Source organism: Niastella sp. sgz303648, assembly GCF_059587045.1.
In genome coordinates this window covers 95704-121624 of the sequence record NZ_JCAPSW010000006.1, presented here as the reverse complement: position 1 = coordinate 121624, position 25921 = coordinate 95704, and the positions used below count along the sequence as shown (strand labels likewise).

General features: G+C 43.6%; 23 protein-coding genes. 14 read left to right on the top strand and 9 right to left on the bottom strand.

Features of this window, described 5'->3' with window-relative positions; genetic code table 11:
* Positions 1-156: 156 nt before the first annotated feature.
* The gene (locus AC59IL_RS18720) at positions 157-882 is read right to left on the bottom strand and encodes a LolA-like protein (RefSeq protein WP_496553708.1); all 726 of its coding nucleotides are present in this window, start codon (positions 880-882) and stop codon (positions 157-159) included.
* 238 nt (positions 883-1120) lie between these two features.
* On the opposite strand from AC59IL_RS18720, the gene ade reads away from it, so the two are divergent.
* From ade to AC59IL_RS18680, 8 genes are all read left to right on the top strand, one after another.
* Positions 1121-2770 carry an adenine deaminase gene (gene ade, locus AC59IL_RS18715; protein WP_496553707.1) on the top strand — a complete coding sequence of 550 codons (1650 nt, stop codon included), beginning with the start codon at positions 1121-1123 and terminating at the stop codon, positions 2768-2770.
* A 319-nt stretch (positions 2771-3089) separates the two neighbouring features.
* On the top strand, positions 3090-3743 hold the full coding sequence (locus AC59IL_RS18710; RefSeq protein ID WP_496553706.1) for a Crp/Fnr family transcriptional regulator: 654 nt from the start codon (positions 3090-3092) through the stop codon (positions 3741-3743).
* 249 nt (positions 3744-3992) lie between these two features.
* On the top strand, positions 3993-4847 hold the full coding sequence (locus AC59IL_RS18705; RefSeq protein ID WP_496553705.1) for a LiaF transmembrane domain-containing protein: 855 nt from the start codon (positions 3993-3995) through the stop codon (positions 4845-4847).
* Between the two features lie 34 nt (positions 4848-4881).
* Positions 4882-5241 (top strand): DUF4288 domain-containing protein, encoded by a 360-nt coding sequence (locus AC59IL_RS18700; RefSeq protein WP_496553704.1) that lies wholly within the window; start codon positions 4882-4884, stop codon positions 5239-5241.
* Positions 5242-5338: 97 nt separating this feature from the next.
* Positions 5339-6385 (top strand): sensor histidine kinase, encoded by a 1047-nt coding sequence (locus AC59IL_RS18695; RefSeq protein WP_496553703.1) that lies wholly within the window; start codon positions 5339-5341, stop codon positions 6383-6385.
* A 72-nt stretch (positions 6386-6457) separates the two neighbouring features.
* On the top strand, positions 6458-7198 hold the full coding sequence (locus AC59IL_RS18690) for a LytR/AlgR family response regulator transcription factor (RefSeq protein WP_496553702.1): 741 nt from the start codon (positions 6458-6460) through the stop codon (positions 7196-7198).
* A 287-nt stretch (positions 7199-7485) separates the two neighbouring features.
* Positions 7486-8634, top strand: coding sequence for a T9SS type A sorting domain-containing protein (locus tag AC59IL_RS18685; RefSeq protein ID WP_496553701.1), 1149 nt, complete (start codon positions 7486-7488; stop codon positions 8632-8634).
* Positions 8635-9007: 373 nt separating this feature from the next.
* On the top strand, positions 9008-9415 hold the full coding sequence (locus AC59IL_RS18680; RefSeq protein ID WP_496553700.1) for a hypothetical protein: 408 nt from the start codon (positions 9008-9010) through the stop codon (positions 9413-9415).
* 176 nt (positions 9416-9591) lie between these two features.
* On the opposite strand, the gene AC59IL_RS18675 is transcribed toward AC59IL_RS18680, so the two are convergent.
* Both AC59IL_RS18675 and AC59IL_RS18670 read right to left on the bottom strand, forming a co-directional pair.
* The gene (locus AC59IL_RS18675; RefSeq protein ID WP_496553699.1) at positions 9592-11313 is read right to left on the bottom strand and encodes a M28 family peptidase; all 1722 of its coding nucleotides are present in this window, start codon (positions 11311-11313) and stop codon (positions 9592-9594) included.
* A 120-nt stretch (positions 11314-11433) separates the two neighbouring features.
* Positions 11434-12546 (bottom strand): anhydro-N-acetylmuramic acid kinase, encoded by a 1113-nt coding sequence (locus AC59IL_RS18670; RefSeq protein ID WP_496553698.1) that lies wholly within the window; start codon positions 12544-12546, stop codon positions 11434-11436.
* Between the two features lie 97 nt (positions 12547-12643).
* On the opposite strand from AC59IL_RS18670, the gene upp reads away from it, so the two are divergent.
* From upp to AC59IL_RS18655, 3 genes are all read left to right on the top strand, one after another.
* Positions 12644-13294 (top strand): uracil phosphoribosyltransferase, encoded by a 651-nt coding sequence (upp, locus tag AC59IL_RS18665; RefSeq protein ID WP_496553697.1) that lies wholly within the window; start codon positions 12644-12646, stop codon positions 13292-13294.
* 332 nt (positions 13295-13626) lie between these two features.
* Positions 13627-14649 (top strand): PorP/SprF family type IX secretion system membrane protein, encoded by a 1023-nt coding sequence (locus tag AC59IL_RS18660; protein ID WP_496553696.1) that lies wholly within the window; start codon positions 13627-13629, stop codon positions 14647-14649.
* 491 nt (positions 14650-15140) lie between these two features.
* Positions 15141-16250, top strand: coding sequence for an SGNH/GDSL hydrolase family protein (locus AC59IL_RS18655; protein WP_496553695.1), 1110 nt, complete (start codon positions 15141-15143; stop codon positions 16248-16250).
* 141 nt (positions 16251-16391) lie between these two features.
* Here AC59IL_RS18655 and AC59IL_RS18650 read toward each other — a convergent pair whose 3' ends face one another.
* On the bottom strand, positions 16392-17000 hold the full coding sequence (locus AC59IL_RS18650; protein ID WP_496553694.1) for a DNA-3-methyladenine glycosylase: 609 nt from the start codon (positions 16998-17000) through the stop codon (positions 16392-16394).
* A 117-nt stretch (positions 17001-17117) separates the two neighbouring features.
* Between AC59IL_RS18650 and AC59IL_RS18645 the strand changes: the two genes are divergently transcribed.
* Together AC59IL_RS18645 and AC59IL_RS18640 are read left to right on the top strand one after the other, a co-directional pair.
* The gene (locus AC59IL_RS18645; protein ID WP_496553693.1) at positions 17118-17888 is read left to right on the top strand and encodes an EI24 domain-containing protein; all 771 of its coding nucleotides are present in this window, start codon (positions 17118-17120) and stop codon (positions 17886-17888) included.
* Between the two features lie 134 nt (positions 17889-18022).
* Positions 18023-18727, top strand: coding sequence for an SAM-dependent methyltransferase (locus AC59IL_RS18640; protein ID WP_496553692.1), 705 nt, complete (start codon positions 18023-18025; stop codon positions 18725-18727).
* Positions 18728-18730: 3 nt separating this feature from the next.
* Here AC59IL_RS18640 and AC59IL_RS18635 read toward each other — a convergent pair whose 3' ends face one another.
* Positions 18731-19105 (bottom strand): hypothetical protein, encoded by a 375-nt coding sequence (locus AC59IL_RS18635; RefSeq protein WP_496553691.1) that lies wholly within the window; start codon positions 19103-19105, stop codon positions 18731-18733.
* A gap of 126 nt (positions 19106-19231) precedes the next feature.
* Positions 19232-20599 (bottom strand): M20/M25/M40 family metallo-hydrolase, encoded by a 1368-nt coding sequence (locus tag AC59IL_RS18630; protein WP_496553690.1) that lies wholly within the window; start codon positions 20597-20599, stop codon positions 19232-19234.
* A gap of 314 nt (positions 20600-20913) precedes the next feature.
* Between AC59IL_RS18630 and bshA the strand changes: the two genes are divergently transcribed.
* Positions 20914-22053, top strand: a complete 1140-nt coding sequence (gene bshA, locus AC59IL_RS18625; protein WP_496553689.1) for an N-acetyl-alpha-D-glucosaminyl L-malate synthase BshA — start codon at positions 20914-20916, stop codon at positions 22051-22053.
* Positions 22054-22138: 85 nt separating this feature from the next.
* Here the strand turns inward: bshA and AC59IL_RS18620 are convergent, their stop codons facing one another.
* From AC59IL_RS18620 to lolB1, 3 genes are all read right to left on the bottom strand, one after another.
* On the bottom strand, positions 22139-23416 hold the full coding sequence (locus tag AC59IL_RS18620) for a murein hydrolase activator EnvC family protein (protein ID WP_496553688.1): 1278 nt from the start codon (positions 23414-23416) through the stop codon (positions 22139-22141).
* Between the two features lie 123 nt (positions 23417-23539).
* Positions 23540-24946 carry a murein hydrolase activator EnvC family protein gene (locus AC59IL_RS18615; protein ID WP_496553687.1) on the bottom strand — a complete coding sequence of 469 codons (1407 nt, stop codon included), beginning with the start codon at positions 24944-24946 and terminating at the stop codon, positions 23540-23542.
* Positions 24947-25099: 153 nt separating this feature from the next.
* A complete protein-coding gene (gene lolB1 / locus AC59IL_RS18610; protein ID WP_496553686.1) occupies positions 25100-25918 on the bottom strand; it encodes a lipoprotein insertase outer membrane protein LolB1 in 819 nt (272 codons plus the stop codon).
* Positions 25919-25921 lie beyond the last annotated feature (3 nt).

Genomic DNA, 25921 nt, shown 5'->3' with positions numbered 1-25921 from the left:
TTTTGCCACAGATTATACAGATGAACACAGATCTTTTGCTTCGCTATAAATAAAAAGGCGTGCTGCAATCATACGTCACAGCACGCCCGTTTTAACATTTTTTTACATCCATCTTCCGACTTCTGTCTTCTGACTTCTGACTTCCGACATCAGTCTTTACTTCTGCATCTCAAACAACTTCATGTCGATATCTTTATTGATCTCAGTTTTTTTACTGGTTATGTTCAGCGCAAAGCCCTGGGGCAGGGTTACTTCATAATTAACCGGTATTACATATCCATAATCGGTTTTCTTATAGTTGTTGAACTGCACACTGGTTTCAATTTGCTCACCATTTACGGTTGCTTTTGAAACGCTTTTTAAAATATAATAGGTTGAACCATCGATCCAGAATGTACTTTCATTGGCATCTTTGGTGGTAACTTTTATTTTATAAACGGATTTACCGTTAAGGGTATCTTTTCCTAATAATTCAACTTTATTGCCTTTGGATGCGTAGTTGAATAAGGGTCCGCCGGCATCCAGCTGGCCCATGCGAAGTTTTGCCTGATCGGCGGGCATGGCCTCTGGTGCAGTTTGACCTGCCATTGGGTTTACGCCCCAGCCGCCTTTTTCGGTAACACATTCAATGATCTTTTGTCCTGCAAAATCTACTTCATTCCTGAAGCCTTTGCCATTTACCAGGTAAGTGATCCCCGAGGCCGTATTGCCCATTATATCTACATCATACTCGGTATATACTGATTTTATGGCCGAAATTTTGTCTTTGCCGCCTATTGCTTCAATGTGCTTATTAATAACGTCATCAACGGTTTGGGCATGCAGAGAAACAACAGACAGCATACTCACTACTGAAAACAATACAACACGAAGGGATCTCATGATTTAATTTTTTTATTAGGTAAAATGGTTGGAGGATAAAAATAAGTTCCTTTTTTTATATAAAAGTTTTTCTGTTTAGTTAATCCTTAAAATTAGTTGACCCATGCGGGAAAATATTACAGGCCTGCCGGTTTCTTTTTAAAAGTCGGAAAGTCCGGAAGTCCGAAAGAATCTTACATTAGCAGCATTCATCTTTCGGACTTGCAGACTTGCGGTCTTGCAGACTAAAACAAAACATATGAACTTTAGCATTTCAGGTCAACTCATAGATGTATGGCAGAAAAAAATATATCCGGCTACAATAACCGTGACCGATGGAAAAATCACTGCCATTACGCCATCAGATAGTTCAGAACCTGAAAGTCAAAACTATATTCTCCCCGGTTTTATAGATAGTCATGTGCATATTGAAAGTTCCATGCTCATACCGCGCGAATTTGCGCGGCTGGCAGTGGTGCATGGCACCATTGCCACCATCAGCGACCCGCACGAAATTGCCAACGTGTGCGGTATGCAGGGGGTTGAGTACATGATCAGCAATGGCAAAACCGTTCCTTTTAAATTTTATTTCGGCGCTCCCAGTTGTGTTCCGGCAACCGTTTTTGAAACTGCAGGCGCCACGTTAGATGCCGATCAGGTAACCATGCTGTTGCAAAAAGAAGAAATACCCTATTTAAGCGAAATGATGAATTTTCCGGGGGTATTGTATAACGATCCGGTGGTTATGCAAAAAATCAGGGCTGCCCAACTGGCCGGCAAACCGATCGACGGACATGCACCGGGGTTACGGGGCGATCAGGCACGGCAATATATCGAGGCCGGTGAACCGGGCAAAGTGGTTATCAGTACCGATCATGAATGCTTTAGCAAAGAAGAAGCGTTGGATAAACTGCAATACGGTATGAAGATCATCATTCGCGAAGGTAGCGCCGCCCGTAATTTCGAAGCACTGATCCCTTTGCTGAACGATTATCCCGGGTACATCATGTTCGGCAGCGATGATAAACACCCCGATAGCCTCGTGGCCGGTCATATTAACCAGCTATGCGCAAGGGCCGTGGCTAAAGGCATTGACCTGTTTAGCATTTTGCAGGCTGCCTGTGTTAACCCGGTTTTGCATTATAAACTCAATGTTGGATTGCTGCGGGTGGGCGACCCCGCTGATTTTATTGTAACCGGCGACCTGAAACAGTTTACCATACAACAAACCTATATTAACGGTGAACTGGTAGCGGAAAAAGGCAATTCGTTCATTCCTTATCTTGAATCAGGCAGCGTAAATAATTTTAATTGTCAATTAAAGAAAATCTCCGATTTCGGGATTCCCTCCAAAGATGAAACCGAAATCCCCGTTATTGAGGCGCTCGATGGACAGCTGATTACCAACAAACTGTTACTGCCTCCTAAAATAGCCAACGGATTCCTGGTAAGCGATACCGGCAGGGATATACTCAAAATAGTAGTGGTAAACCGCTATGCGAATGCTCCGGTTGCCACCGGTTTTATCAAAAACATCGGACTGAAACAGGGCGCTATTGCTTCGTCGGTAGCACATGATAGTCATAATATTGTTGCCGTGGGCGCCGATGATGAAAGCATATGCCAGGCAGTAAACCTGGTGATTGAACAACAGGGCGGCATAAGTTGTGTGAGCCCGCAGGCGCAACTGATACTTCCATTACCGGTAGGCGGCCTCATGAGCGCCGAAGACGGATACAAAGTTGCCGAAGCATATACAGCTATCGATGCCATGGCCAAATCGCTGGGCGCCAGCCTTTCGGCTCCATTTATGACCCTATCGTTTATGGCCCTGCTCGTTATTCCCCACCTGAAACTGAGCGACCTGGGGATGTTCGATGGTGATGATTTTAAGTTGCTGAAAACCTGAGGTCAGAAATCAGAAGCCGGAAGCCGGAAGAACCCGTGATTTCAACTTCCGTCCTCAGATAGCAGACTTCGGACATCTGTCTTCAGACTTCCGCTTCACATATTCATATCTGTAATTTTTCTACTAATCTTCTCAAACACAGAGGACTGGCAGGCCTGCTATTTATTTTTCATACATATTATAAATACTACTAAACTTAAAATATTATTTATATCTTTAATAAGAATATCCAGCTCAATATTACCTGTGTCTTACCACTGAAGCAATCGTAGCGACGGCCGTACCTCCACAAATTCAGGACAATCTAAAACCTCAACAGATGACGACGACAACGCTAACCAAACAAACAGGTGTAGAGCAATGGTTATCAAAAACCGCTTATTCAGAATCACCATTTACTTCATTTGTAAAAAACATATATCCCGTTAGTACTGCTGTACAGGACTATTTAAATCAAAAAACTTTCCCGCACCATGTAAGCAAAGGCGAATTTTTGGTAGTGTCGGGCACCATGTGTTCGAAAATATACCTGATACGCAAAGGCATTTTACGCAGCTACATAAAAGAGGGTATCAAGGAAATCACTACATGGATCACTGCCGAACACGAACTGGTAAGCTCCATTACCAGCTTTGGCTTACAGCAACCGGCACGCGAAAATATTCAGGCGCTCGAAGACTGCGACCTGGTGGGCCTCAATTACGAGGACCTTCAATATTTATACGATCATTTTCCCGAAGCCAATATTGTGGGCAGAAAGATATTGGAAAGGTATTATCGCGATGCAGAAGAAAGAGCCTTTATAGCACGGCTAACCGAAGCCACTTCGAAATACAAACATTTTATTGCCACCAAAAGCGACCTGCTGAACCGGGTTCCGCTTAAATTCATTGCTTCTTACCTGGGTATGACGCTTGAAACCCTCAGTCGCATCAGAAGCAAGTTATCAAGAAACATGAACGGATTCTATTAACCAATAAGCAATAGACAATTGACAAGGCCCCCGGTTTGTTTCATTGCTTATTGCATATTGTCTATTCCTTATTGTGAGCGATCTGCTTCTATTACAGCCCGGTAACCAGTAACTGGTAACCGGTAACTATTACCTTCTTCCGTTTTCACCGGTCGAAAATCCGGTTTTACCGAAAATTGCCGACTGCCTGTCGGCCAGGCCTTGTATTACAGTGTCATGGAGGATAGCTTTGTGTAAAATTAATACTCCATGAGTCACAATACATTCAAAGAACAACGCAGGGCACTGAAAAGAGCAGCGCGACAGGAAAGGCGCCAGGCACGGAAAAGAAGCGGCAGTGTTTTGGCCGGACTGTTCCTGCTGGGCATTGGTTCCATTTTACTTTTAAAAGAATTTGGCGTTGCATTTCCCGAATGGTTATTTACCTGGCCTATGCTGCTAATTGCATTTGGTTTACTGGCCGGTGCGGGTAATACCTTCCGCGACCCGGGTTGGGTGATCATTTCGGGTGTAGGCTTTGTTTTTTTGTTAGATAAGATATGGCCCAACATACCCATCTATCACTTCATATGGCCCGTGCTTATTATTGCTTTAGGCCTGATTATTATACTGGCGCCCCGCCGCCGCAAGCTGTGGCATACCCGGTTCGATGAGCGTTGGAAAGAATATTACGATCAAACGAACACGTCCAATACCGATACTCCCACCGAAACTTCGGATATTACCGAAACACCGGATATTACCGAAACAACCACCCGTAAAAAAAGAGGCGATAACTTAGAGGTTGTTTCGATCTTCGGCAATATTAAAAAAACCGTTTATACCAAAAACTTCAGCGGCGGCGATATTGTGTCGATATTCGGAGGCGCTGAAATAAACTTAACACAGGCCGATTTTGAAGGCAGAATAGTGATAGAAATGGTGCAGATATTCGGCGGCGCCAAGTTAATTGTACCCCCCCACTGGCAGATCCGTTCAGAAATGGTAGCCGTTTTTGGCGGTATCGAAGATAAGCGTACACCTGTAGCAAGTTTCGACGAAAACAAAGTGGTTATTTTAAACGGCACTACTTTCTTCGGCGGCATCGAAATCAAAAGTTATTAATAAAGTCTTTCACCAACCATTAAATACCTATTATATGAACTGGTTCCTGGCAAAAATAGTATACCGTATTATTTGCGGCGACGGCGATCACACAGCGCAGTTTGATGAACAATTGCGATTAGTACAGGCCACCGATGAAAACGAGGCATTTGAAAAAGCAAAGGCCATTGGCGAACAGGAACAGGAAATGTTTCTGAACCAGCAGCAAAAATTAGTACAATGGCAATTTGTAAACGTGTGTGAGTTGTATAAAATATCGGCGCTGATCGACGGAGCAGAATTGTATTCGAGAATTCAGGAAACCGATAATGCCCCGTTGTATGAAGAAATGGTACACAAAAAAGCCACTCATATTAAATCGAATAGTACGCATAAATTTCTGCAATTATTTTAGGTGCCGGTTGCTGGTTGCCGGTAACCAGCGCCCGGTAACCGGTAACAGATAAATAGTAGCTTTATTTTATTATCATTGACTTTAAACGCCTTTAGCTTTGGCATCATCTCCACTATCAACCATTAAAAACAAAACCATATATGCTGCGGCGTGGTTTACCTGGTCGCTGATGCAGGTTAAGATATTGCAGGACTGGGGATTCGAATGGCGTATAGCCGTTATCGACAGCCTGGTGAGCAACGCATTGCTGGCAGCCATTTGCATACTCGTTACCAATAACCTAAGATATTACCGCCCCAAAAAAGGCAAATACATATATATTATTATCATTTGCGCCGCCACCTGTGGTTTATGGAGCACCATTGTAAAATATACTATGGGCATTATTTATCCCGGTAAAACTGACTACGTAAGCTTCCTCGATAAATTCATGCCCATACGGTTCGATATTGCTTTACTGACCACCATTTGCATGGCCCTCATCAGTGAATTGTATTACACGCTGCAGGAACAAAAAGAAAGCGAACAACGTAAAACCGATGCCGAAAAACTGGCGCGCGAAGCCGAGTTATTTAAATTACGCCAGCAACTGCAACCCCACTTTTTATTCAACAGCCTTAATTCAATAAGCGCTTTAATAACCATACAACCCGCACAGGCCCGCAAAATGGTTCAGCAGTTATCAGATTTTCTGCGCGGCACATTAAAAAAAGAAGAGAACCAATGGATAAGTTTCGACGACGAATTGCAACATTTACAACTATACCTCGATATTGAAAAAGTGCGCTTTGGACACCGCTTACAGGCAGCCATACATAGCACAGATGACGCAAGAAAACTACAGTTACCCAATATGCTGTTACAGCCGCTGGTTGAAAATGCCATTAAGTTTGGCCTTTACGACACTACCGAACCCGTAACCATTCATATGGAAGCCAAAGAAGAATCGAATTATCTGGTGATTCAAATACAAAATCCGTTCGACCCCGAAACCTCATCGCCCAAACAGGGTACAGGTTTTGGTTTAAGCTCGGTGCAACGGCGATTGTATTTGTTATTTGCACGGCACGATTTGCTGAACACCACCCATACCGATAATTTGTTTACCACCATTATAAAAATTCCGCAGCCGCTTATACAATAGGCAGTGTGCAATAGACAATAGGCAATAGAAAACAGCACTAAATTTGACCAACATAAAATATTATATACTGCAATGAAAAAGGCTATAATTGTAGATGATGAACCGCTGGCGCGCATGGTTATAAAAGAATACCTGCTGCAACACCCATCTATTCAGGTAATGCAGGAGTGTAACGACGGCTTTGAAGGTATAAAAGCAATCATGCAACATCAGCCCGATGTAGTTTTTTTAGATATTCAAATGCCCAAGATCAATGGCTTTGAAATGCTGGAGCTGGTTGAACAACCACCCGCCGTTATATTTACCACCGCCTTTGATGAATTTGCGATCAAGGCATTTGAAAGCCATGCAGTAGATTACCTGTTAAAGCCTTACAGCCAGGAACGATTCGATAAAGCTATTGAACGGTTAACCGAACGCGAGGCATCTGTAACAGCCGGCAATACCCGCGATCTGCTCGAAGAAGCTGCACAATCACCGCAACAAAACCAGCGCATTGTTGTAAAAACAGGAAATAAAATAAAGATCATTCCGGTTGATGAAGTACACTACCTCGAAGCAGCGGATGATTATGTAAAAATTCATACAAAAGAAGGCGCCTTTCTGAAAAATAAAACCATGGGCCATTTTGAAAAGGTGTTGAATATACAGCAGTTTGTGCGTACCCACCGCTCCTACATCGTAAACGTACAACTTGTTACCCGAATCGATCCATACGAAAAAGAAAGTTACCTGGCACAGTTAACAACAGGAGCACAGGTACCTGTTAGCAAAAGCGGGTATGCAAAACTGAAGAGTGTTTTAGGCATATAATGTATATTAAACGTGCCCCACGGTGTCGTATACTGTTTAACTTTTGCTTTCATCCCCACCCATAGCGTGACCGTTTCACGTTTCATGTATGCCGCTTGCCGGCTGGTAAGTGTTAGCCCTTAAACAATTTCATATATTAACATTTATAACATGCATAAACAGGGCAAAGTCATGATTCAAAAGTAGTAGTAAGTTGTTTTTAGAATACGTTAGATAGTTATAATTAAGGTTAAGGATATCTGATAGTAGCACCAACAAATTATCGTTAACCCTATTTAAAACTATTTATGGTCCCTATACCCTTTCGTGTATGGAATAAGATTATTATAATTTTATTCTGTTTTGCCCTTTTCACAACACAATTTGCGCGTGCACAAACATGTATAGCTTCAGGTCCCAACAGCCCGGCTGCTTCGGCTAGTGTTGCAAGCGGTGGAGGCGATTTAACGTTTAATTCTCCCGGTAATGTGTACACATCAAACAACACTTACGCAACTGCTTCAACATTAATTAGTTTATTTAATGGGCAAACGGCCGGTTTACAGGCCACCAATTTCAATTTTTCTATTCCTGCTACAGCAGTGATTTGTGGCATTGAAGCCGAAGTAGAAAAAAGCGCCACCAACATTGGCTTTAATATTTTTTTGCTCGAATCGTATGTAACCGATTTGAATGTGCAGCTAATAAAAGCCGGTTCAGTTATCGGAACCAATCACGCCCAATCGCCACACTGGACCAGTACCGATGCTTATACTTCCTATGGCAGTAGCAGCGATGACTGGGGAGCCGGCACCTGGTTACCTGCCGACATTAATGCATCTAACTTCGGTATTTCTTTTTCGGCACGTATTAATGATCTGGCCGGCTTAATGCCGGTTGCCCGAATTGATCACATACGCTTAACCGTTTATTATTACGACCCGGGCGTATTAACGGTTCGGCTATCGGATTTTACTGTAGCCGGCAATAATTCGCAATCAGCTTTAGTACAATGGAAAGCAGTTGAACAAAATGAAACAACTAATTACAGCGTTCAACGCTCATCAGATGGTTCGCAATGGGAAACGTTGCAGCGTGTACAGTACACAGATGCAGTGAACAAACAATACACTTTCACAGATGCCAAACCGCTACCCGGTAAATCGTATTACCGGCTTAAATTAACCAACGCTACAGGCTCAATACAATATTCCGATAACAGGCTTTTTACATTATCACCAAATACCCGAATAAAAGTTTATCCCAATCCCTGTACTTCGTATATACAAATAACAGACGTTAGTTCGGAGATAACCATCACCAATATATACGGACAACGCATGCAGGTTCAATATACCACCACCGGCGATGGGCGAAAAACAGACGTTAGTAGTTTAACGCCTGGCGTATATTTTATTAGTGCAGGCAATCAGAAAATTAAATTTCAAAAGAAGTAACTAACATTAACTAACGTGTGTTCAGTTAAAGGCTAAACCAACCGATCACCCGTAAAAGGTACTTGTTTCCGGTAGTTTCTATACAATTCAACAGGCTAACTGTGCCTGAAATTGGGGTTGGGCATCATGCCCTCCCCTATGTAAAACCCGCTCCTGTAGCGGGTTTTAACATTTCGCATACACCTTACCCATCCTAAAAACGGCTTATAGTTGATTTTGACCCCGCACAAACCCGGTGTATGTTTGCATCACGAAACGCAACAAGCCCAAAAGTTTCAACGCTCCACAGAATATCCGATTTGCCTGCCTGCCACGATTGCCCATCATAGTAAAGTAATTAAGCAGAAACATTAAATATATAAATACACATTTTATGAAAAAGGCAATGAGTAATTATGGAATTTTTACCATCGTATTAGTAGCATTGACTCTCGTATTTTCAACAGTTACTCTGGCCAACGATGAAGGCGGAAACAATCATGTTACAGAATTAAAGTTCATCGGAAACATGGAAACACATCCTGTATTCCAGCTGAACCTTTCCAATACTGAAGAAGATGAGTTTACAGTTACTTTCCGCGATGAAAACGGAAACATTCTTTATACCGATAAATTCAAAGGCGCTAACATCACTAAAAAGTTCATGCTGAAAACCGACGAACTGGGTGATGCTACCTTAAACGTAGTGGTAAAAGGAAAAAAGAACAATACTACTGAAGTATATACCATCAACAGAAGTCACAGCTATGTTGAAGAAACAGTTGTAAATAAAGTTAAGTAAGTTTTGTAACCGTCCGTTATATTGCAGTTATAAGTTGTTTTCGCAGAAGCATCCCGCCGTGGGCGGGATGCTTTTTTATTTTGAAGTCTGAAGTCAGATAGAGCCTGAGTACATGAAGCATCTGATTATACTTTACATCTTCTGACTTCCGGCCTCAGACATCCGACTTCCGTTCCTCACAGCTGCGAAACATACAAAGCTGTTTGCTCCTGTATTTTTTTCTTTGCCTCATCAATGCTTTTTTGAACAGCGGCATTGGGGCCCTGTGCCGAAATGTCGGCAGCCGCGCTAATGGCATTTACATACCAGTTGCGCCATACTTCAAGTATATGCTGTTCGGCGGCTTTATCTTTTCCCTGCTGTACCGCCTGCTTACTTAATTCAAACTCGGTTTGCAATCGCTGCAAGGCATTACGGGTAACATCATTGATCAGCGCAACAGCCGTTTTATGATTGGCTATTGTAAGTAAATAGGCAGTTGCCAGGGCGCTTTTGCCAACATGTTTCATTTCGGCAGGCGATACCATATCTAACCTGTCGGCATCAGTATGATAAAACACATCGGTAAAATGCCACATCAGCAAACCCGGAATTTTTGCCTGTAAAAAGGGGGTATGATCGCTGCCTCCTTCAAACGGATTGGTACGAACCACCCATCCTGTTTGAGCGGCTTCGTTCAGGCAACGGTTCAGCAGCAGATCGTTAAAATAATGCGGAAACATATCCTCTTCTCCCAGCGTGCCGCCACCCCATTCGGTATGTTTATCATTTCCCCGTGTCCAGATAGCTGAAGGATCGGGCATTTTTTCAATTAAAAAAGTGCCGCCTGTTTTTTGTGTTTCCTCGCCCACCATGTCCAAACTCAGCCCCCATTTTATTCCTTTGGCGCGTATTGAATCGTCCTGAATATACCGGCGTGTTGACACAATTTCATCGCCCCATAAAAAAGTGATGGACCGTTTGGGTTTTATCTTCTTTTTTTTCACCAGTAGTGCGGTTACCCGCGCCATTTCGGCCAGCGTACCTACGCCCGAAGCATTGTCATTGGCCCCCGGTTCCTGTACATGCGCACTGAACACAAAGCGTTCCTGCTGATGCTCGCTGCCCTGTACATTGGCTACCAGCGTTAGTTCTTCTGAATTATATATTCTGGTATTCACCAGCACTTTTACAAATACAGGCCCTTTTTCCAAAGCAGCTTTCAGCTTTTCTTTGGCCGCCCATGATAACAGTATGCCCCATTTTTGCTGTAACGAATCGGTATAACCGATGCCCTGAAACTGAATTGAATTGGTATATTTTGAGGGCTGGTTATAGGAGGGCATGGAATAAGCCAGCGCTCCCAGAGCGCCGTTTTTTACTGCATTGCCATAAACACTGCCGATGGAACCTTCGCCAAAAACAATTTTCCCTTTTAAATCTTTTCCTTCTAATGCCGCCGAACCGTTTCCTATATATACCAATTCGGCTTTAACACCGCCGGCGGGCGTTGAGGCCGAATACATGGCTATCATATTGCGGTTGGTTTTAAACTTCAGCAGCGGTTCGTTTTCTCCCTCTATAAACAAATGCGCATCTACCGGCTCCCAGGTAACATGTTTCATGGGCCGTTTTTCAATGCGGTAGGTTAGCGGGGCTTCTCTTTCGTTATTGATCTCTTTTTTAAACCCCGCCTGTTGCAATATTTTTTCTACATACCCAATGCTTTCGTTAAAACCGCTGTTACCAGCTATACGCCACCGTTGCTCAACATACCATACGGTTTGGTAAGCGTTGTGCTCGTTGAAAGCTGTTTGCAGTAATTTGAAATATTTTTTTTCTTTGGCAGAAGGCTGCGCCTGCACCGGCAAAGCAGCACTGATCAGCAGAAGTAGTAATAAGGTAAGAAACTGTTTCATGAATAAGGTTTGTCAGATAAAATTAACATTATAAATATCGAATAATGAATATTGAATGTAGAATTTCGAAGTTGCATTTACTTCATCATTCTACATTCGACATTCGTTATTCATTATTTCCTATGCTTCCTGCCCTATCCACACCGCACCGCCGATGCTGCTGCGGGCGGCGCCGGTAACCGACGACAATACATTGTTTTCTTCGCGCCAACGCAAAACACCGATCAACCCCATAACAATAGCCTCTTTATAATCGATCAGGTCTTTATCAGGCACCACCACTTCTACCCCTGCAGGTTCCAATGCATTTTTTAGGGTTTGCATCAGGAGGGTATTGTGAGCGCCACCACCTGTAGCTAACAATTTAAGGTCCTGAGCGGAGTCGAAGGATGGTTTGTGGTTGCTGATGAGTGCTTGAATTGCCTCACTGATTTGAATCGCTATATGCTCCACACTGGTTCGCAGGCCATCGGCTACACTTACGCCGCTGCTTTTTATTAAAGGGCACACCACATCAGTTCCAAAATCATTGGCCAGCGATTTGGGATAGGGTAACCGGTAATACTCCAGTTCATTCAACATTTTCAATAATCCTATATTTATCGTTCCGGTGGCTGCCAGTTGCCCCCCATCGTCGTAAGGTTTGCCGGCGTCCTGAGCCAGTATATTCAGCACCCTGTTAGCCGGACAAATATCGTAAGCAATATATTTATCAGGATGGTTGTAGGAAATATTGGCAATACCTCCGAGGTTCAGGTAAAAGGTATAGTTGTTCAATAATAATTTTTCACCAATGGGCACAATGGGGGCGCCCTGGCCGCCGAGGGCAACATCCATTGCGCGCAAATCGCTCACCACATTAATTCCGGTTGCTGCGGCAATGGCGGCGCCATCGCCTAACTGGGCAGTCATTTTACGGCCGGGTGCATGAAACGTTGTATGTCCGTGCGAAGCAATCAGTTGTATCTGGTATTGGAGTTGATGTTTCGCAATAAATTCATTTACCTGTTGGCCAATATAGTGCCCGTATTCGGTATGCAGCAATTGATAATCCAGTGCATTGAGGGTTACGGCGCCTTTCAGTTTATTGACCCATTCATCAGGATAAATAAAGCAATCTGCTGCTTTTATTTCATATTGCCAGGCGCCGGAGCTTTCATGAAATTCAACAAACGCAATATCCAGCCCGTCGAGAGAACTGCCGCTCATAATGCCAATTGCCCGATAGATCATAACTGTTAGTAGATTTGTAGTTATAGAAACGAATATTTAGAATAGATTTGCCCGTCAAATTTCATGTATCGGAATCCAAATACCAAAACTCTTATCAATGGTTATTAACCTCAGCACCGAGTGTTCTCTGATTTGTGAATGGGTCAGCGAATTACGGGATGTTCAGATCCAGAGCGACCGTATGCGATTCCGGCGAAATCTTGAACGGATTGGTGAAATAGCCGCTTATGAAATCAGCCGCAAAATGGAGTACGAAGAAAAAGAAGTGCAAACCCCGCTGGGCATTTCACAATGCAAAGTGTTGAAAGAACAACCAGTGCTGGCTACCATTCTGCGGGCCGGTTTACCATTGCATCAGGGTTTACTGAACTATTTCGACAAAGCCGATAATGCTTTTATTTCGGCCTATCGCAAACATAACCGGGATGGCAGTTTTGAAATCAGTCTCGATTATATTTCCTGCCCCGAGCTGGAAAACCGCGTAGTGATCATTTCAGATCCCATGCTGGCCACCGGTTCATCGCTGGTAAAAACCATTCAATATTTGCGCGAAGAAGGACATCCGCGCGAAATGCACGTGGTGGTAGCCATTGCATGCAGCGTGGGCATTGAATACGTTTTGCGCAGCGAGCCTCATGTTAAGATCTGGTGCGGAGCGATCGACGAAGAACTCACCGCCAAAGGATACATCGTTCCGGGTTTGGGAGATGCCGGAGATCTGGCATTTGGAACAAAAGTGCAGATGTAAAAACCCGCCTTCGCTGAAGCTACGGCGAACTAACAAGGCAATAAGTCATAAAGGCAACAGGGAAAAAAAATATCAGACAAAAGACAATAAGGCAATTGGCCGGAAAACTCCTGAGCGAAGTCGAAGGATCGAACGTAAAGAGTCTGAGCGCAGTCGAAGACTCATTAACAAAAATTGATTTTTCAGCCAACCCTTTATTCAAAAACTCAGTATATTTTATTGCCCCATTAAAAACAGAAACTGAAAATCTATAATATAGCCGATTCCACCGAATTAATTAGAGGCATGTTGTTTTTTTTCGTATTTTGTTATTAGACTCGAAACCTATGCGGATGAGGAAATTTATATTAGTAATTATCACATGCTCCCTGCTGAAAACAGCTGCAGCCCAAGACCCTAATTTTTCACAATTTTTTGTTTCACCACTTACATTGAACCCGGCTTTAACCGGTAAATTCAATGGCGATTTTCGAATTGCCGGTAATTATCGTGACCAATGGCCTGCCATAAGCAAAGCTTTTGTTACCTCTACCGTATCATTCGATTTACCCATTCTGCGTGGTAAAATATCTGACCTCGATACCTGGGGCGTTGGCGTATTGGCAATGACCGATAAAACCGCCAACGGCATTCTTTCTACCAACTTAATTTCTCTTACTACAGCCTACCATAAAGGAATTGATGAAGACGGACTGAACCAGATCGGTATAGGCTTTCAGGGTACCTATAATACCAAACGGTTAGATGGTACCAAACTGAATTTTGAATCTGAGCTCGATCAGTTCGGCGGCTGGACGATCCCCAGCGGTGAAGTAGTTGACAACCGACAGGTTAACCTCAGCTATTTTGATGTATCGGTAGGCGCCCTGTTCAACGGTTCAACCGATGGGTACAACAACTACTACTTCGGCGTTTCGGGTTATCACCTCAATAAACCAAGAGAGTCTTTTACCGGTGACGTTTTTTATACTTTAAATCCCCGTATAACTGCGCATGCCGGCGGCGCCCTGCCGATTGCCGATAACACCCGCACTTTATACCTGAGCACTTTATTCAGCCGGCAGGCCGGCGCTACCAACGTGGTGGCAGGCGGCGCTGTTGGATTTAATATGAATCAGGACGAAGAAAACCCCACCAACTTTTATGCAGGTTTGTGGACGCGCTTCAACAATGTGAACGATGCGCTGATCCCCTATGTTGGTTTGGAGTTTAACGGGTTTCGCTTAGGCGCTTCCTACGATGTAAATATTTCGAGTTTAAAAACCGCCTCACAAAGCCGCGGCGGTATCGAAATTTCGCTCATCTTTATCAAACATCCGCCGGGCAACAAAGGCATACCCTGTCCGCACTTTTAATCCTGAGCTTTAATCCTGAGCGTAGTCGAAGGATCGAAGTAAAATCCTGAGCGCAGTCGAAGGATCTTTCCTGCCCGCACTGAGCGAAGTCGAAGTGTGCGCGAAGTCGAAGCGTGCGCTCAGTCGAAGTGCGCGCGGAAGTTGTGTGCGCATCTCTTTTTCAAAGAACTCGTTGCCAGGCATATCAACACCACAAAAATAACTTCTCTTCAAAACGCCCCACCTCAAATGTGGTGAGCTTTACCAAAACCTGTGGTGAGATACGGCAAAACATGGGGTGAATAGCCCGATCCTTGTGTCAACCTTGTGTGAAACATGTACCCTTCATTGGTAAAAAAGCTGTTTTGACACAAGGATCGCACATCCATCGCACAAGGATGACCCATGATTTGCACCCGGGAAAGAAATCCAAAAAAATATATTCATCCGTTAAAAAAGTACCATCGGGCCTCTTTTAAATCAAATACATTTGGCGCATATACCGATTGTTGATGGCAACTTTCCGACTTCTTATCATTGCTTTAATCTGCACCATTTTATGGCCCGGATGCACTGTTTCGAAACAGGCAGCACAATCCATTGATCAGTTACCGGCAACTGCGCTGTATCCGTTTGGCCGAAGCGTTATCAATAACAACCAACAGCTCGAGCTGATTAGTTCCGCCGCACAGGTTGGGTTTAGTTTCGAAGGAACAAGTTGTAGTATATATGTTTCCGTTCCCTCATGGCTCGACCATAATTACCTGCAATACGAGTTAGACGGGGTTTATCAAAAACGGATTCGCATTTCAGGTAAACAGGTTGATACTGTTGTAATACCTGCTGCAGCTTCAGGAAAGCATACGGTATGGATCTATAAAGCAACAGAAGCGCATACTGGTGCGGTTATTATACAACGCGTAACCGGAAAAAATATAAAAGCCCTGCAACGGCCTCAGTTACCATTGATTGAATTTATCGGCAACAGCATTACCTGCGGGGCTGCCGCCGACCCGTCGGATGTGCCCTGTGGTACCGGTGTGTATCACGATCAGCATAATGCGTACATGGCCTATGGTCCGCGTGTGGCCCGGGCGCTGGGAGTGAATTATTTGGTAAGCAGTGTAAGCGGCATAGGCATTTACCGCAACTGGAACAGCGATGGCCCGGTTATGCCGCAGGTGTATGAAAAAACCGATTTTCAGGAACAGGGTACGCAACTATGGAATTTTGCCACCTATACCCCGCAGGTGGTAAGCATCGCTTTAGGCACCAATGATTTCAGTAAAGGAGATGGAATAAAACCAAGACTGCCTTTCGACAGCGCCACTTTTGTTGATAAATACATTCAGTTTGTTCGGCTGGTAAAAACAAAATATCCGGCTGCGCAGATAGCGTTGTTGAGCAGTCCCATGATCAATGGCGCCGATCGCATGCTGTTACAAAATTGTCTCACGGCCGTTAAAGCCAAAACAGATGCCATGAACCCTTCTTCAAAACCGGTGGCCCTGTACTTCTTTAATCCCATGCAGCCCCGCGGCTGCACTTATCATCCGAACGTTGAAGATCATGCAATACTCGCCAAAGAGTTAATTCCTTTTTTTAAAAAATTCCTTGATTAGTTTTGGGTTTGTGGTTTGTGGTTCTTTGGATGCAGTCTCTCAAATAATAATTTTAAACGTTTCGGATATAACACATAGAGTCTGTTATATAAACAAGGTATTTACAAATCGCGGCAGCAACTACAAACCACAAACAACAAACTACAAACCTTTTTTGCCGCTCACATAGGGATTATCTTTCAATATGAACCGGTAAGGCAGTTTCGCATCTTCTCCGGCATAATCCACGCCAATACGGGGTGTTGCAAGAATATTTTTTTCTCCGGCCACAAAATCATCATCCGCTATAAATATTTCACCATTCAGTAAGCTGGCGCCTGTATGACCGGTATTAATGCCCAATGCACGCGATACATTGCCAGGCCCTTTTGTTAATGTGTAATCAGCCTGCTTTTTGCCTGTTCTGGTAACCATGGCAGGAATGCCCTGAATAGGATCTACAGCCCGTATAAGCACCGCATGCGGAATATCTTTTTTATTGGTAACCACATTAAATAAGTGATGAATACCATAACACAGGTAAACATAAACAGTGCCTCCCGGCTGGTACATCACTTCAGTTCGGTTGGTTCTTCGACCTCCAAATGCGTGCGAAGCCTTATCAATAGCGCCGGCATAAGCCTCGGTTTCAACAATGCGGCCCGACGTTATAACTTCCCCAAATTGGGTAACCAGCACCTTCCCAATCAATTCTTTCGCTATCTTCACCACATCTGAACGGTTATAAAAACCGGTATCGAGCTTTTTCATTTAATACAACTATACCAAAAATATCGTGATAAACGATTCGTTAGCGGGTTAATTAAAATATTTACTAAGTTTGAGCCCACCCAACAATAGTGTACGAAAAAAACAAATTTATAAAACTTGCTGAAAGAAATTGTTACATCCATTCAGTCGTATTACAGGGCGCATAACTTTATAAAGGAGCACCGGTTATGGAAGTGGATTATTGTTCCCGGTATTTTTTATACCCTGCTTTTTTTAGCCGGTATGTACTTTTTCTGGACTTCCTCGAGCCAGGTGGTATCTTATTTTAATCACCAGCTGGGCGTCGACAAATGGGTACATAACCAAAAAAGCCAGCTGTTAAGTTTTTTATTGCTGATGGGTGAAATTATGGTGCGGCTGATTATGATGCTCTTTTACTTTTCACTGTTCAAATACCTGTTTTTGATCATAGGCTCGCCGGTATTTGCCTACCTGAGCGAAAAAACCGAGTCGATTATGGAAGGGAAAGACTTCCCCTTCAGCTTTAAGCAACTGCTCGCCGACATCATGAGGGGTATTAAACTCGCCCTGCGCAATACCCTGTGGCAATCCGTATATACCATATCGTTATTAATTCTTTCTTTTATACCCGTAGTAGGTTGGATTATACCGGTAACTACATTACTGGTTGAATGCTATTATTACGGCTTTTCAATGCTCGATTACAGCTGCGAACGGCACAAGTTATCACCTTCGGAAAGTATTTCATTCATTGGAAAGCACAAGGGGCTGGCCATTGGCAACGGCATGGTGTTTTACATGATGCACGTGGTGCCTTTTGTTGGCTGGGTACTGGCCCCGGCGTATGCCGTGGTGGCCGCTACCATTAGCTTGTATCATAGGGATGATAAGGTAGGCATTGAATAAATGAAGAATTTGAAATGAGAAATGAAGAAGTAAAACCCAATACTGAATATCGAATATTAAATGTAGAATGTTGAAGGGAATACAGGGTAACAGCAACCTCAACAAACCACAAACTTCAAACTACAAACCGCTTCATGTCTGCAAGCACTGTTTATCTCATACCTTCTGTGTTGCATGAAAATGCAACGGAAACCATTCCGGCTTATGTGCTGAATGCAGTTAAGCAATGCCAGGTATTTTTTGTAGAAAATGAACGAAGCGCCCGCCGTTATTTAAAAAGCATCTGGAAGGAAATGGTAATCGACGAGTACGCCTGGGCGCTCATTGATAAAACCGATACCAATGCTACGCTTTCGGCTTTCAAAAAATTTTTAAAGGAAGGAAAAAATATCGGCATCATCAGCGAAGCCGGTTGCCCCGGTGTTGCCGATCCCGGTCAGTTACTGGCCGAAGCTGCCCATGTAGCAGGCGCCACTGTAAAACCTTTGGTAGGGCCAAGCTCTATTTTACTGGCATTGATGGCCAGCGGCATGAACGGTCAGCAATTTCAATTTGTTGGCTATTTACCAATCGATACCGCCCAACGCATCAAAACCATCAAAGATCTGGAAGCAGAATCGGCCAAAAAGAACTGCACACAAATATTTATCGAAACGCCTTACCGCAATAATCAACTGCTCGAAACCTTAATAAAAGCCGGCAGACCCACAACCAAACTTTGTATCGCCGCCGACATCACTGCCGATACAGAATATATCAAAACAAAAACACTGGCCGAATGGAAAAAGCAGATCCCTGATTTGCATAAACGCCCGGCTATATTTTGTTTGCTGGGCTAAGCGCTACCGGTCCTCTTTCATTGAAATAATACTATCAACAATATACGTGGTATTGCCGCGCCAGGGCACTACATTATGGTATTCTTTATATTGCAAATCGAACCATTTACCGCTGTTGGCCATTAGTTTTTCGGCTATGCTTTTACTCACCACCGAAAATTCAAATTCGTACGATTGTATGCTGCCGGCAGTTCGCGAACGAATGCCTTCCTGTATCAGCTTCCCTTCATAGGTTTTGAACAAATCGCCTTTTAACACCACATAATTCAGGTGGCCCGATTTTACACCCTGCCCGAATACAAAAAAGTATTTCCAGTACATAATGGCGCCGGCGCCAAGTAGCAGAATGGCAACAATAAGTAAAAATATTTTCCGCATAACGTAATATGAGGGTTCAGGAAATCAATTGGCAATTGACAATAAGCAATATGCAAATTTTAAAGCAAAACCGACCGCACTTATCTATTGCCAATTGCTTATTGCTTATTGTCTATTGCTTATAGGCTAAAGACCGTACTTATCCACAAGATAAATCAATGCTGCCATAGAAACAGCACCCAGCTCCAGTTCACGCTTGTTTACGGCTTCAAAAACATCGCTGCGGGCATGGTGTATATCAAAATACCGTTGCGAATCGGGTTGTAAACCGGCCAGCGGTGTTCCCAGGTCGCGATTCAACGGACCGATATCAGAGCCGCCGCCGCCTTCTTCAATTTCACTGATGCCATAGGGCGATAATAAAGGCAACCATGTGCGCATTTTATTCATTTTTTCCGTTGGCATAGTAACGCCAAAACCGCGTGGAGTAAATCCGCCTTCATCGCTTTCGAGCGCCAATATATGTTGCTCTTTTTTGTTACGGGCTTCTTCGGAATACTTAGTACCACCGCGCAAGCCATTTTCTTCATTGGCGAATAACACAACCCGAATGGTATGCCGGGGTTTATACCCAATGGCTTTCAGGGCACGCAATACTTCGATAGATTGTACACAGCCACTGCCATCATCATGCGCACCTTCGGCGGGGTCCCACGAATCGAGGTGACCGCCTACTGTTATAATTTGCTCGGGAAACTCGCTGCCGGTCAGTTCGCCAATTACATTATGCGCTACGGTATCGGGCAACATTTGTCCGTTTGTTTTTAAAAAAACTGTAGCCGGTTCATTTTTCAATAATGCGGCAAGGCGGTCGGCATCCTGTAAGCCCAGGGCGGCAGCAGGAATTTTGGGAAATGAATCATTATACCGCGTAGCGCCGGTATGCGGGTTGTTATCTGCTGCATGGCTCATTGAGCGGATCAATACGGCCACGGCTCCATATTTTGCAGCCAGGCTGGGTCCCAGTCCGCGGTATTGCACCGCATCGCGATACGCTTCAAAGGTTTTTACATAAGTATCATTGAATTTATAATTATAGAAAACGATCCGGCCCTTTACGGCATCCTTCTTTTGCTCCAGCTCCTGAAATGAATTAACGAGCACTACAGGCGCCTGAATGCCTTTTATTCCGGAACCCATTGAGTTGCCCAAAGCCAGTACGTCCAATGGCTGGTTCTTTTTGCCGGGGGTAACAATCCAGGCCTCGTCTTTTCCGCCACGTATCCAGTGCGGCACCAGGCACGACTGCAATTGAACCTGGTCGGCCCCGGCCTGCTGCAGTGCCTTTTGCGCCCAGGCTTCGGCTTTATAGGTTTGCGGTGAGCCGGTAAGGCGGGCGCCTACCTGTTTTGTAAGGGTATGTAAATTATCGTAGGCTTTACCATGTAATAAAATTTCATCTGCAATAGCCTTAATTTTTGCAGCATCATCATTTTGAGCGTATCCGGTACAGGAAATAATTGTCAGACATAGCGTAAACAATTTAATTCTCATGTGCGTTATTTTACACGAAAATAGGAACCGGAAGGCAACAAGGCAAAAAGGCAGCGAGGCGGGAAGGCAAAACATATGATATGCAATAAATAATTGTTAATCATTTTTAACTTATATGACTTACATATCTATCTCGCAACCTGCTCAACCCCTTGTTCCTGATTGACGTTTTTAAATTATTTGACCAATATGAATGATTTGACTGATATGACTCAATTGACCCACCTGACTAATTTGACTAATCTGTCTGGTATGACCGGTACCACTTATTTGACTGTTTTAAATTACCTTCACACCCTTAATTAATCTGCCATATGCGCATTGGAATAGTTTGTTATCCTACGTTTGGTGGAAGTGGCGTGTTAGCAACGGAATTGGGAAAAGCCCTGGCCGACAAAGGACATCAGGTACATTTTATCACTTACCAGCAGCCGGTGAGGCTGAGTGAGTTTAATGCCAATATCTTTTATCACGAGGTGCGGGTGCCAACCTATCCTTTATTTGATTATCCCCCGTACGAAACGGCTTTATCGAGCACGATGGTAGATGTAATTGTGAATAACAATATCGACCTGCTGCACGTGCATTACGCCATACCGCATGCTTCGGCAGCTTATATGGCCAAAAAAATTCTGGAGAAACAGGGAAAAATCATTCCGGTTATCACCACCCTGCACGGTACTGATATTACGCTGGTAGGAAGGGATAAAACCTTCGCTCCCGTGGTTACTTTTTCGATCAACGAAAGCGATGCTATTACCGCCGTATCGCATAACCTGCGCGATGAAACCTATCGAAATTTCAAGATCGAAAAAGAGATTAAGGTCATTCACAACTTTGTTGACGTAAAGCGCTTTCGCAAAAAACCCATCGATGCTTTTCGGCGGGTAATTGCTCCACATAACGAAAAAGTGGTATTGCACGCATCGAACTTTCGTAAGCTGAAACGGGTGAATGATGTAGTACGCATATTTGCTGAAATCAATAAAAAAGTGCCCAGTAAATTATTGTTTGTGGGCGACGGCCCCGAACGTCCCAGCGCCGAAAGTCTGGCCCGTGAACTGGGTGTGTACGACGAAACCCGTTTTGTTGGCCGCCAGGAACAGATTGAAGAAATACTGGCCATATCAGATCTTTTTATTCTGCCATCTGATTATGAAAGTTTTGGTTTGGCAGCCCTTGAAGCAATGGCAGCCGGTGTACCGGTTATCAGCAGTAACGCAGGGGGCTTACCCGAAATTAATATTGAAGGCGAAACCGGTTATATGGCCGATGTTGGCGATGTTGAAACGATGAGCAAAAGAGCTATTGAACTTTTAAGTGATGAAAGCAAACTGGATCGTTTTAAAGCAAAAGCAGCTGCCCAGGCCCGTTTGTTCGACATCGAAACCATTGTTCCCCGCTACGAAGCATTGTACAACCGTTTTTTACAGAATATTTATAATCGCGTATAGAAGCAGTCCGAAAGACCGGAAGTCGGAAAGACCGGAAGAATGTTCATACGAATCATCTTTCTTTCGGTCTTTCGGACTTCCCGACTTACCGACTTTTTCTTAGCCACTTTTCGGGATCAACCTTTTCCTTTTCTATCATTAATAAAAAGTCAAGTTCGCCTTTTCCATAGTCATTGATAGCTGCCTTTCCCAACACCTGGCCTGCAGTTACTTTCTCATTTCTTGAAACAGATACGGTAGCAAGACTACCATAAGTAGTAAAATATTTACCATGGCGAACGATAACATTCCACTTGCCATCGATATCGAATACGCTGGATACTTCGCCTTCAAAAATGGTTTTAACATCAGTGCCGGGTTCAGTTTCGATTGTAAGTCCAGGATTATCATTATACAGGTGATCTGTTCCTTCTATTCTATAACGTCCAAAATGAATTTTAATAAACCCTTTATCAACGGGCCAGGGTAAACGTCCTTTGTTATCCGCAAAATTGGCGCTAACGCGAATGCCTTCGGGCGTTGCATCCAGATAACTCTTTTTAACTTCCTTTTTATTAGCACGGGTACGTGCTACCGGCGCCTTTGCTGTAGCTGTTGCAGCCTTTGCCTTTTCATCAGCAGCTTTTTCGGCCGCGGCCATTTCTCTTTCAATGGCCTTATCAATCGCTTTTTTTAATTTAATATCTGTTTTTTGTTTGGCGGCCAACTCTCTGGTTATTTCTTTCTCTCTCACTTTTAGTTTACCAACAACTTCATCCTTCTCTTTTTTCTCGCTTACCAGCTCCAGCTTTTGGGTTTGTTGTTTTTGCAGCACAACGTCTTTTTCCTTACGCGTTATTTCAAGGCTGCCGATCTTTTGCTGTAACAGCTGCTGCATATTCTTTATGGCAATAGTCTGTTGTTCGCGATACAGGTGGTATGCGCGCAGGTATTCAATGCGCCGCAGGGCATCGTTAAAATTCGCAGCAGAAAAAATAAAGTTTAAAAAATCGTAGTTATTGCGATTCTGGTAGGTAAATACAATATTGCGTGCGTATTGTTGTTTCAGGGTATCGAGGTCGATTTTTAACCGGTTGATCTCATTTTGCGACCTGCCTATATTGCCCTCGATATTATCTATTTGCCGGCTGATGTTATCAATGGCCTGTTCGCGTAACTGCAACTTCTTCTTAACTATTTCCAGGTCGCGCAATCCCACCTTTGTACCATCAACTGTAGCTCTAAGGGTGTTTTTCAGATCATCAATTTCATGTTGAATTTCGGCCTGTTTTCTTTTCAGTTCAGCACTGCTGCCGGGGGGTTGTGCAAATACAGTAACGGTAAATACCGTAGCGATGATGGTGATGCCCATTGCTCTCAGCATAGTAACAGGTTTTTGATTATAGATAGTCCGGAAACGGAATGTCCGAAAGCCCGGAAGAATGTTCATACGAATCAATCTTTCTTTCGGTCTTTCGGACATTCGGACTTTTCTGACTTAATTGATTTATCTTCTTCTGATCCAGCTTTCGGGGTCGAGGTTCCTGTTTTCCTGCATCAGCAGAAATTCAATTTCACCATTGCCTTCGTCATTAACAGCAGCCCGGCCCAGCATCTGGCCCGCAGTTACTTTCTGATCTTTTGATACGCTTACCGATGAAAGATTGCTGTATACGGTAAAATATTTACCATGGCGAATCAGTACGCTCCAGTTGCCATCGATATCGAATATGCGCGATACTTCGCCTTCAAATACGGCTTTTACAGTTGCACCGGCTTCGGTAGCGAGGGTAATACCGGGGTTATTTCCACGCAGTTTGGTTCCTTCAATTGAATAGGTTCCAAAATGGATCTTTACTTCGCCCTTTTCAATAGGCCAGGGCAAACGGCCTTTATTGCTTTCGAAGCTGCCGCTGATTCGGCTTCCTTCGGGTGTTGATTCAAATACGCTTGTACTTGCTTTCACTTCCTTTTTGGGTTCAAGGGTAGCTACAGGTGCCGTAGTTTTGGGAGCTGGTTCGGTAGTTGCCGGTTTTTTTGCTGTTGCTTCAGCAGCATTTTCTTTTTCTCTTTCTTTTGCTTTCGCCTCTTCCCGCGCTTTTGCCTCTTCTCTTGATTTTGCTTCAGCAGCCTCTTTGGCTCTTGCTTCGGCCATTGCCTTTTCCCTGGCAATTTTAATTTCCCTGTCGATCGCGGCCCTGATGGCTACTTTCAATTTCAGGTCGGCTTTTTGTTTTGAGGTCAGCTCTTTTGATATCTCCTTTTCACGTTCTTTCAGCTTACCCAAAATTTCATTCTTTTCTTTCTTTTCATCTTCCAGTTCCACCTTTTGCTTTTCCTGCTTTTGCAATACCGCATCTTTTTCTTTGCGGCTGCTTTCAAGACCTGCGATTTTACCCTGCAGTAAAACCTGGGTATTTTTTATGGTAGAAGCCTGTTCTTCGCGATACAGGCGGTAAGCCCTTAAATATTGTACGCGCCGCAAAGCGTCGTTAAAACTGGCGGCTGAAAAAATAAAGTTCAGGAAGTCGTAATTACTGCGGTTCTTATAAGCATATACTATACTCCTGGAATATTGACCCTTCAGGGTGTCGAGCTCGTTTTTTAAGCGGCCAATTTCATTTCTCGACTTACCAATAGTGCCTTCGATGATATTGATCTGCTGATTGATGTTACCGATGGCCTGTTCACGTAACCGTAGTTTCTTTTGAACCATGGCCAGTTGCAGCAGGCCTGCCTTTGTATTTTTTTTGGTAGCCTTTAATGTGGTTTTCAGATCATCAATTTCGTGTTGAATCTCTGCCTGCTTTCTTTTCAGTTCATCACTGCTGCCAGGTTGTTGTTGCGGCTGTTGTGCCAATACTACAACCGAAACAACCACCGACAAAAAACAGGTAAACATCATTTTCAACATACCAAAAGAATTTTAAAATTGTAAAAACTCAGTTGCAGGTTTCGGGTTACAGGTCACAAGTTACAGGGTCCAGGTTTCAGGTTACCTGTTTCAGGTGAGGTTTTTCCTTGTAACCTGTAACTTGTAACCTGAAACTAATATACCAATTAACGCTTATTGCCGCTTATAATTTCGTGGAATATTAAAAGGAAAACTTAAATCGACGTTAAAATCAAACTGCTTGAACTGCATTTCAATATCCAGCTTAGACCTTTCCGATACCGTAATTCTACGATATGTAGAAAAACGAATGTTCTTGTTATACTGGTAGTCGCCGTATGTAATATCGGCCGTGCGCGCCCTTATTACATCCACATCATCGAGCTTACTATGCTGCAGGGTGTAATCATCTTTATCAACAGTAAGAAAATGTTTGAACAGCGTGCCAATGCTTATCAGCGAAATGGTTTTTTCGTCTTTTTTATAAGAGCTGATATTGCTATCGAGAAATACAGGATTGCCAACCAGCAGGTTCTGTAATTCTTTAAAGGTCATGGGCATTTGTGTAACTTCCTGAAGCGATTCAACCGATCGCAGCTGCACCGTTCTGTTGATTTTGTCCAATACCTTTACGCTATCGCGCGTAATCAATACCCTAAATGCTTCTATCCCAAATGCCCAGTTGATCGTTACCCATAAAACGCTGTCTTTTTTCAGCCGCACAAAGGCATTGAAGTCGTTCCTTTTGCCGTCTTTACCTTCAAAATCAACTTTAATTTTTGCCGAAAAGGTTTGATAATCGATTTGATTTTTATGAACCGTATCCAGCACTTTTTGAATAAAGTTCATGGAGTCGGCGCGGGGGTCTATTACAGGAATTACGTGGGTTGTATCTTTTTTGGCAATGGCAGTTTGAATGCTTTTGGTTGAACGGCAACTGGCCATTAGCACAATAAAAAAGCCAAGGCAAATGAGTCGGTTAATATATTGCATGTA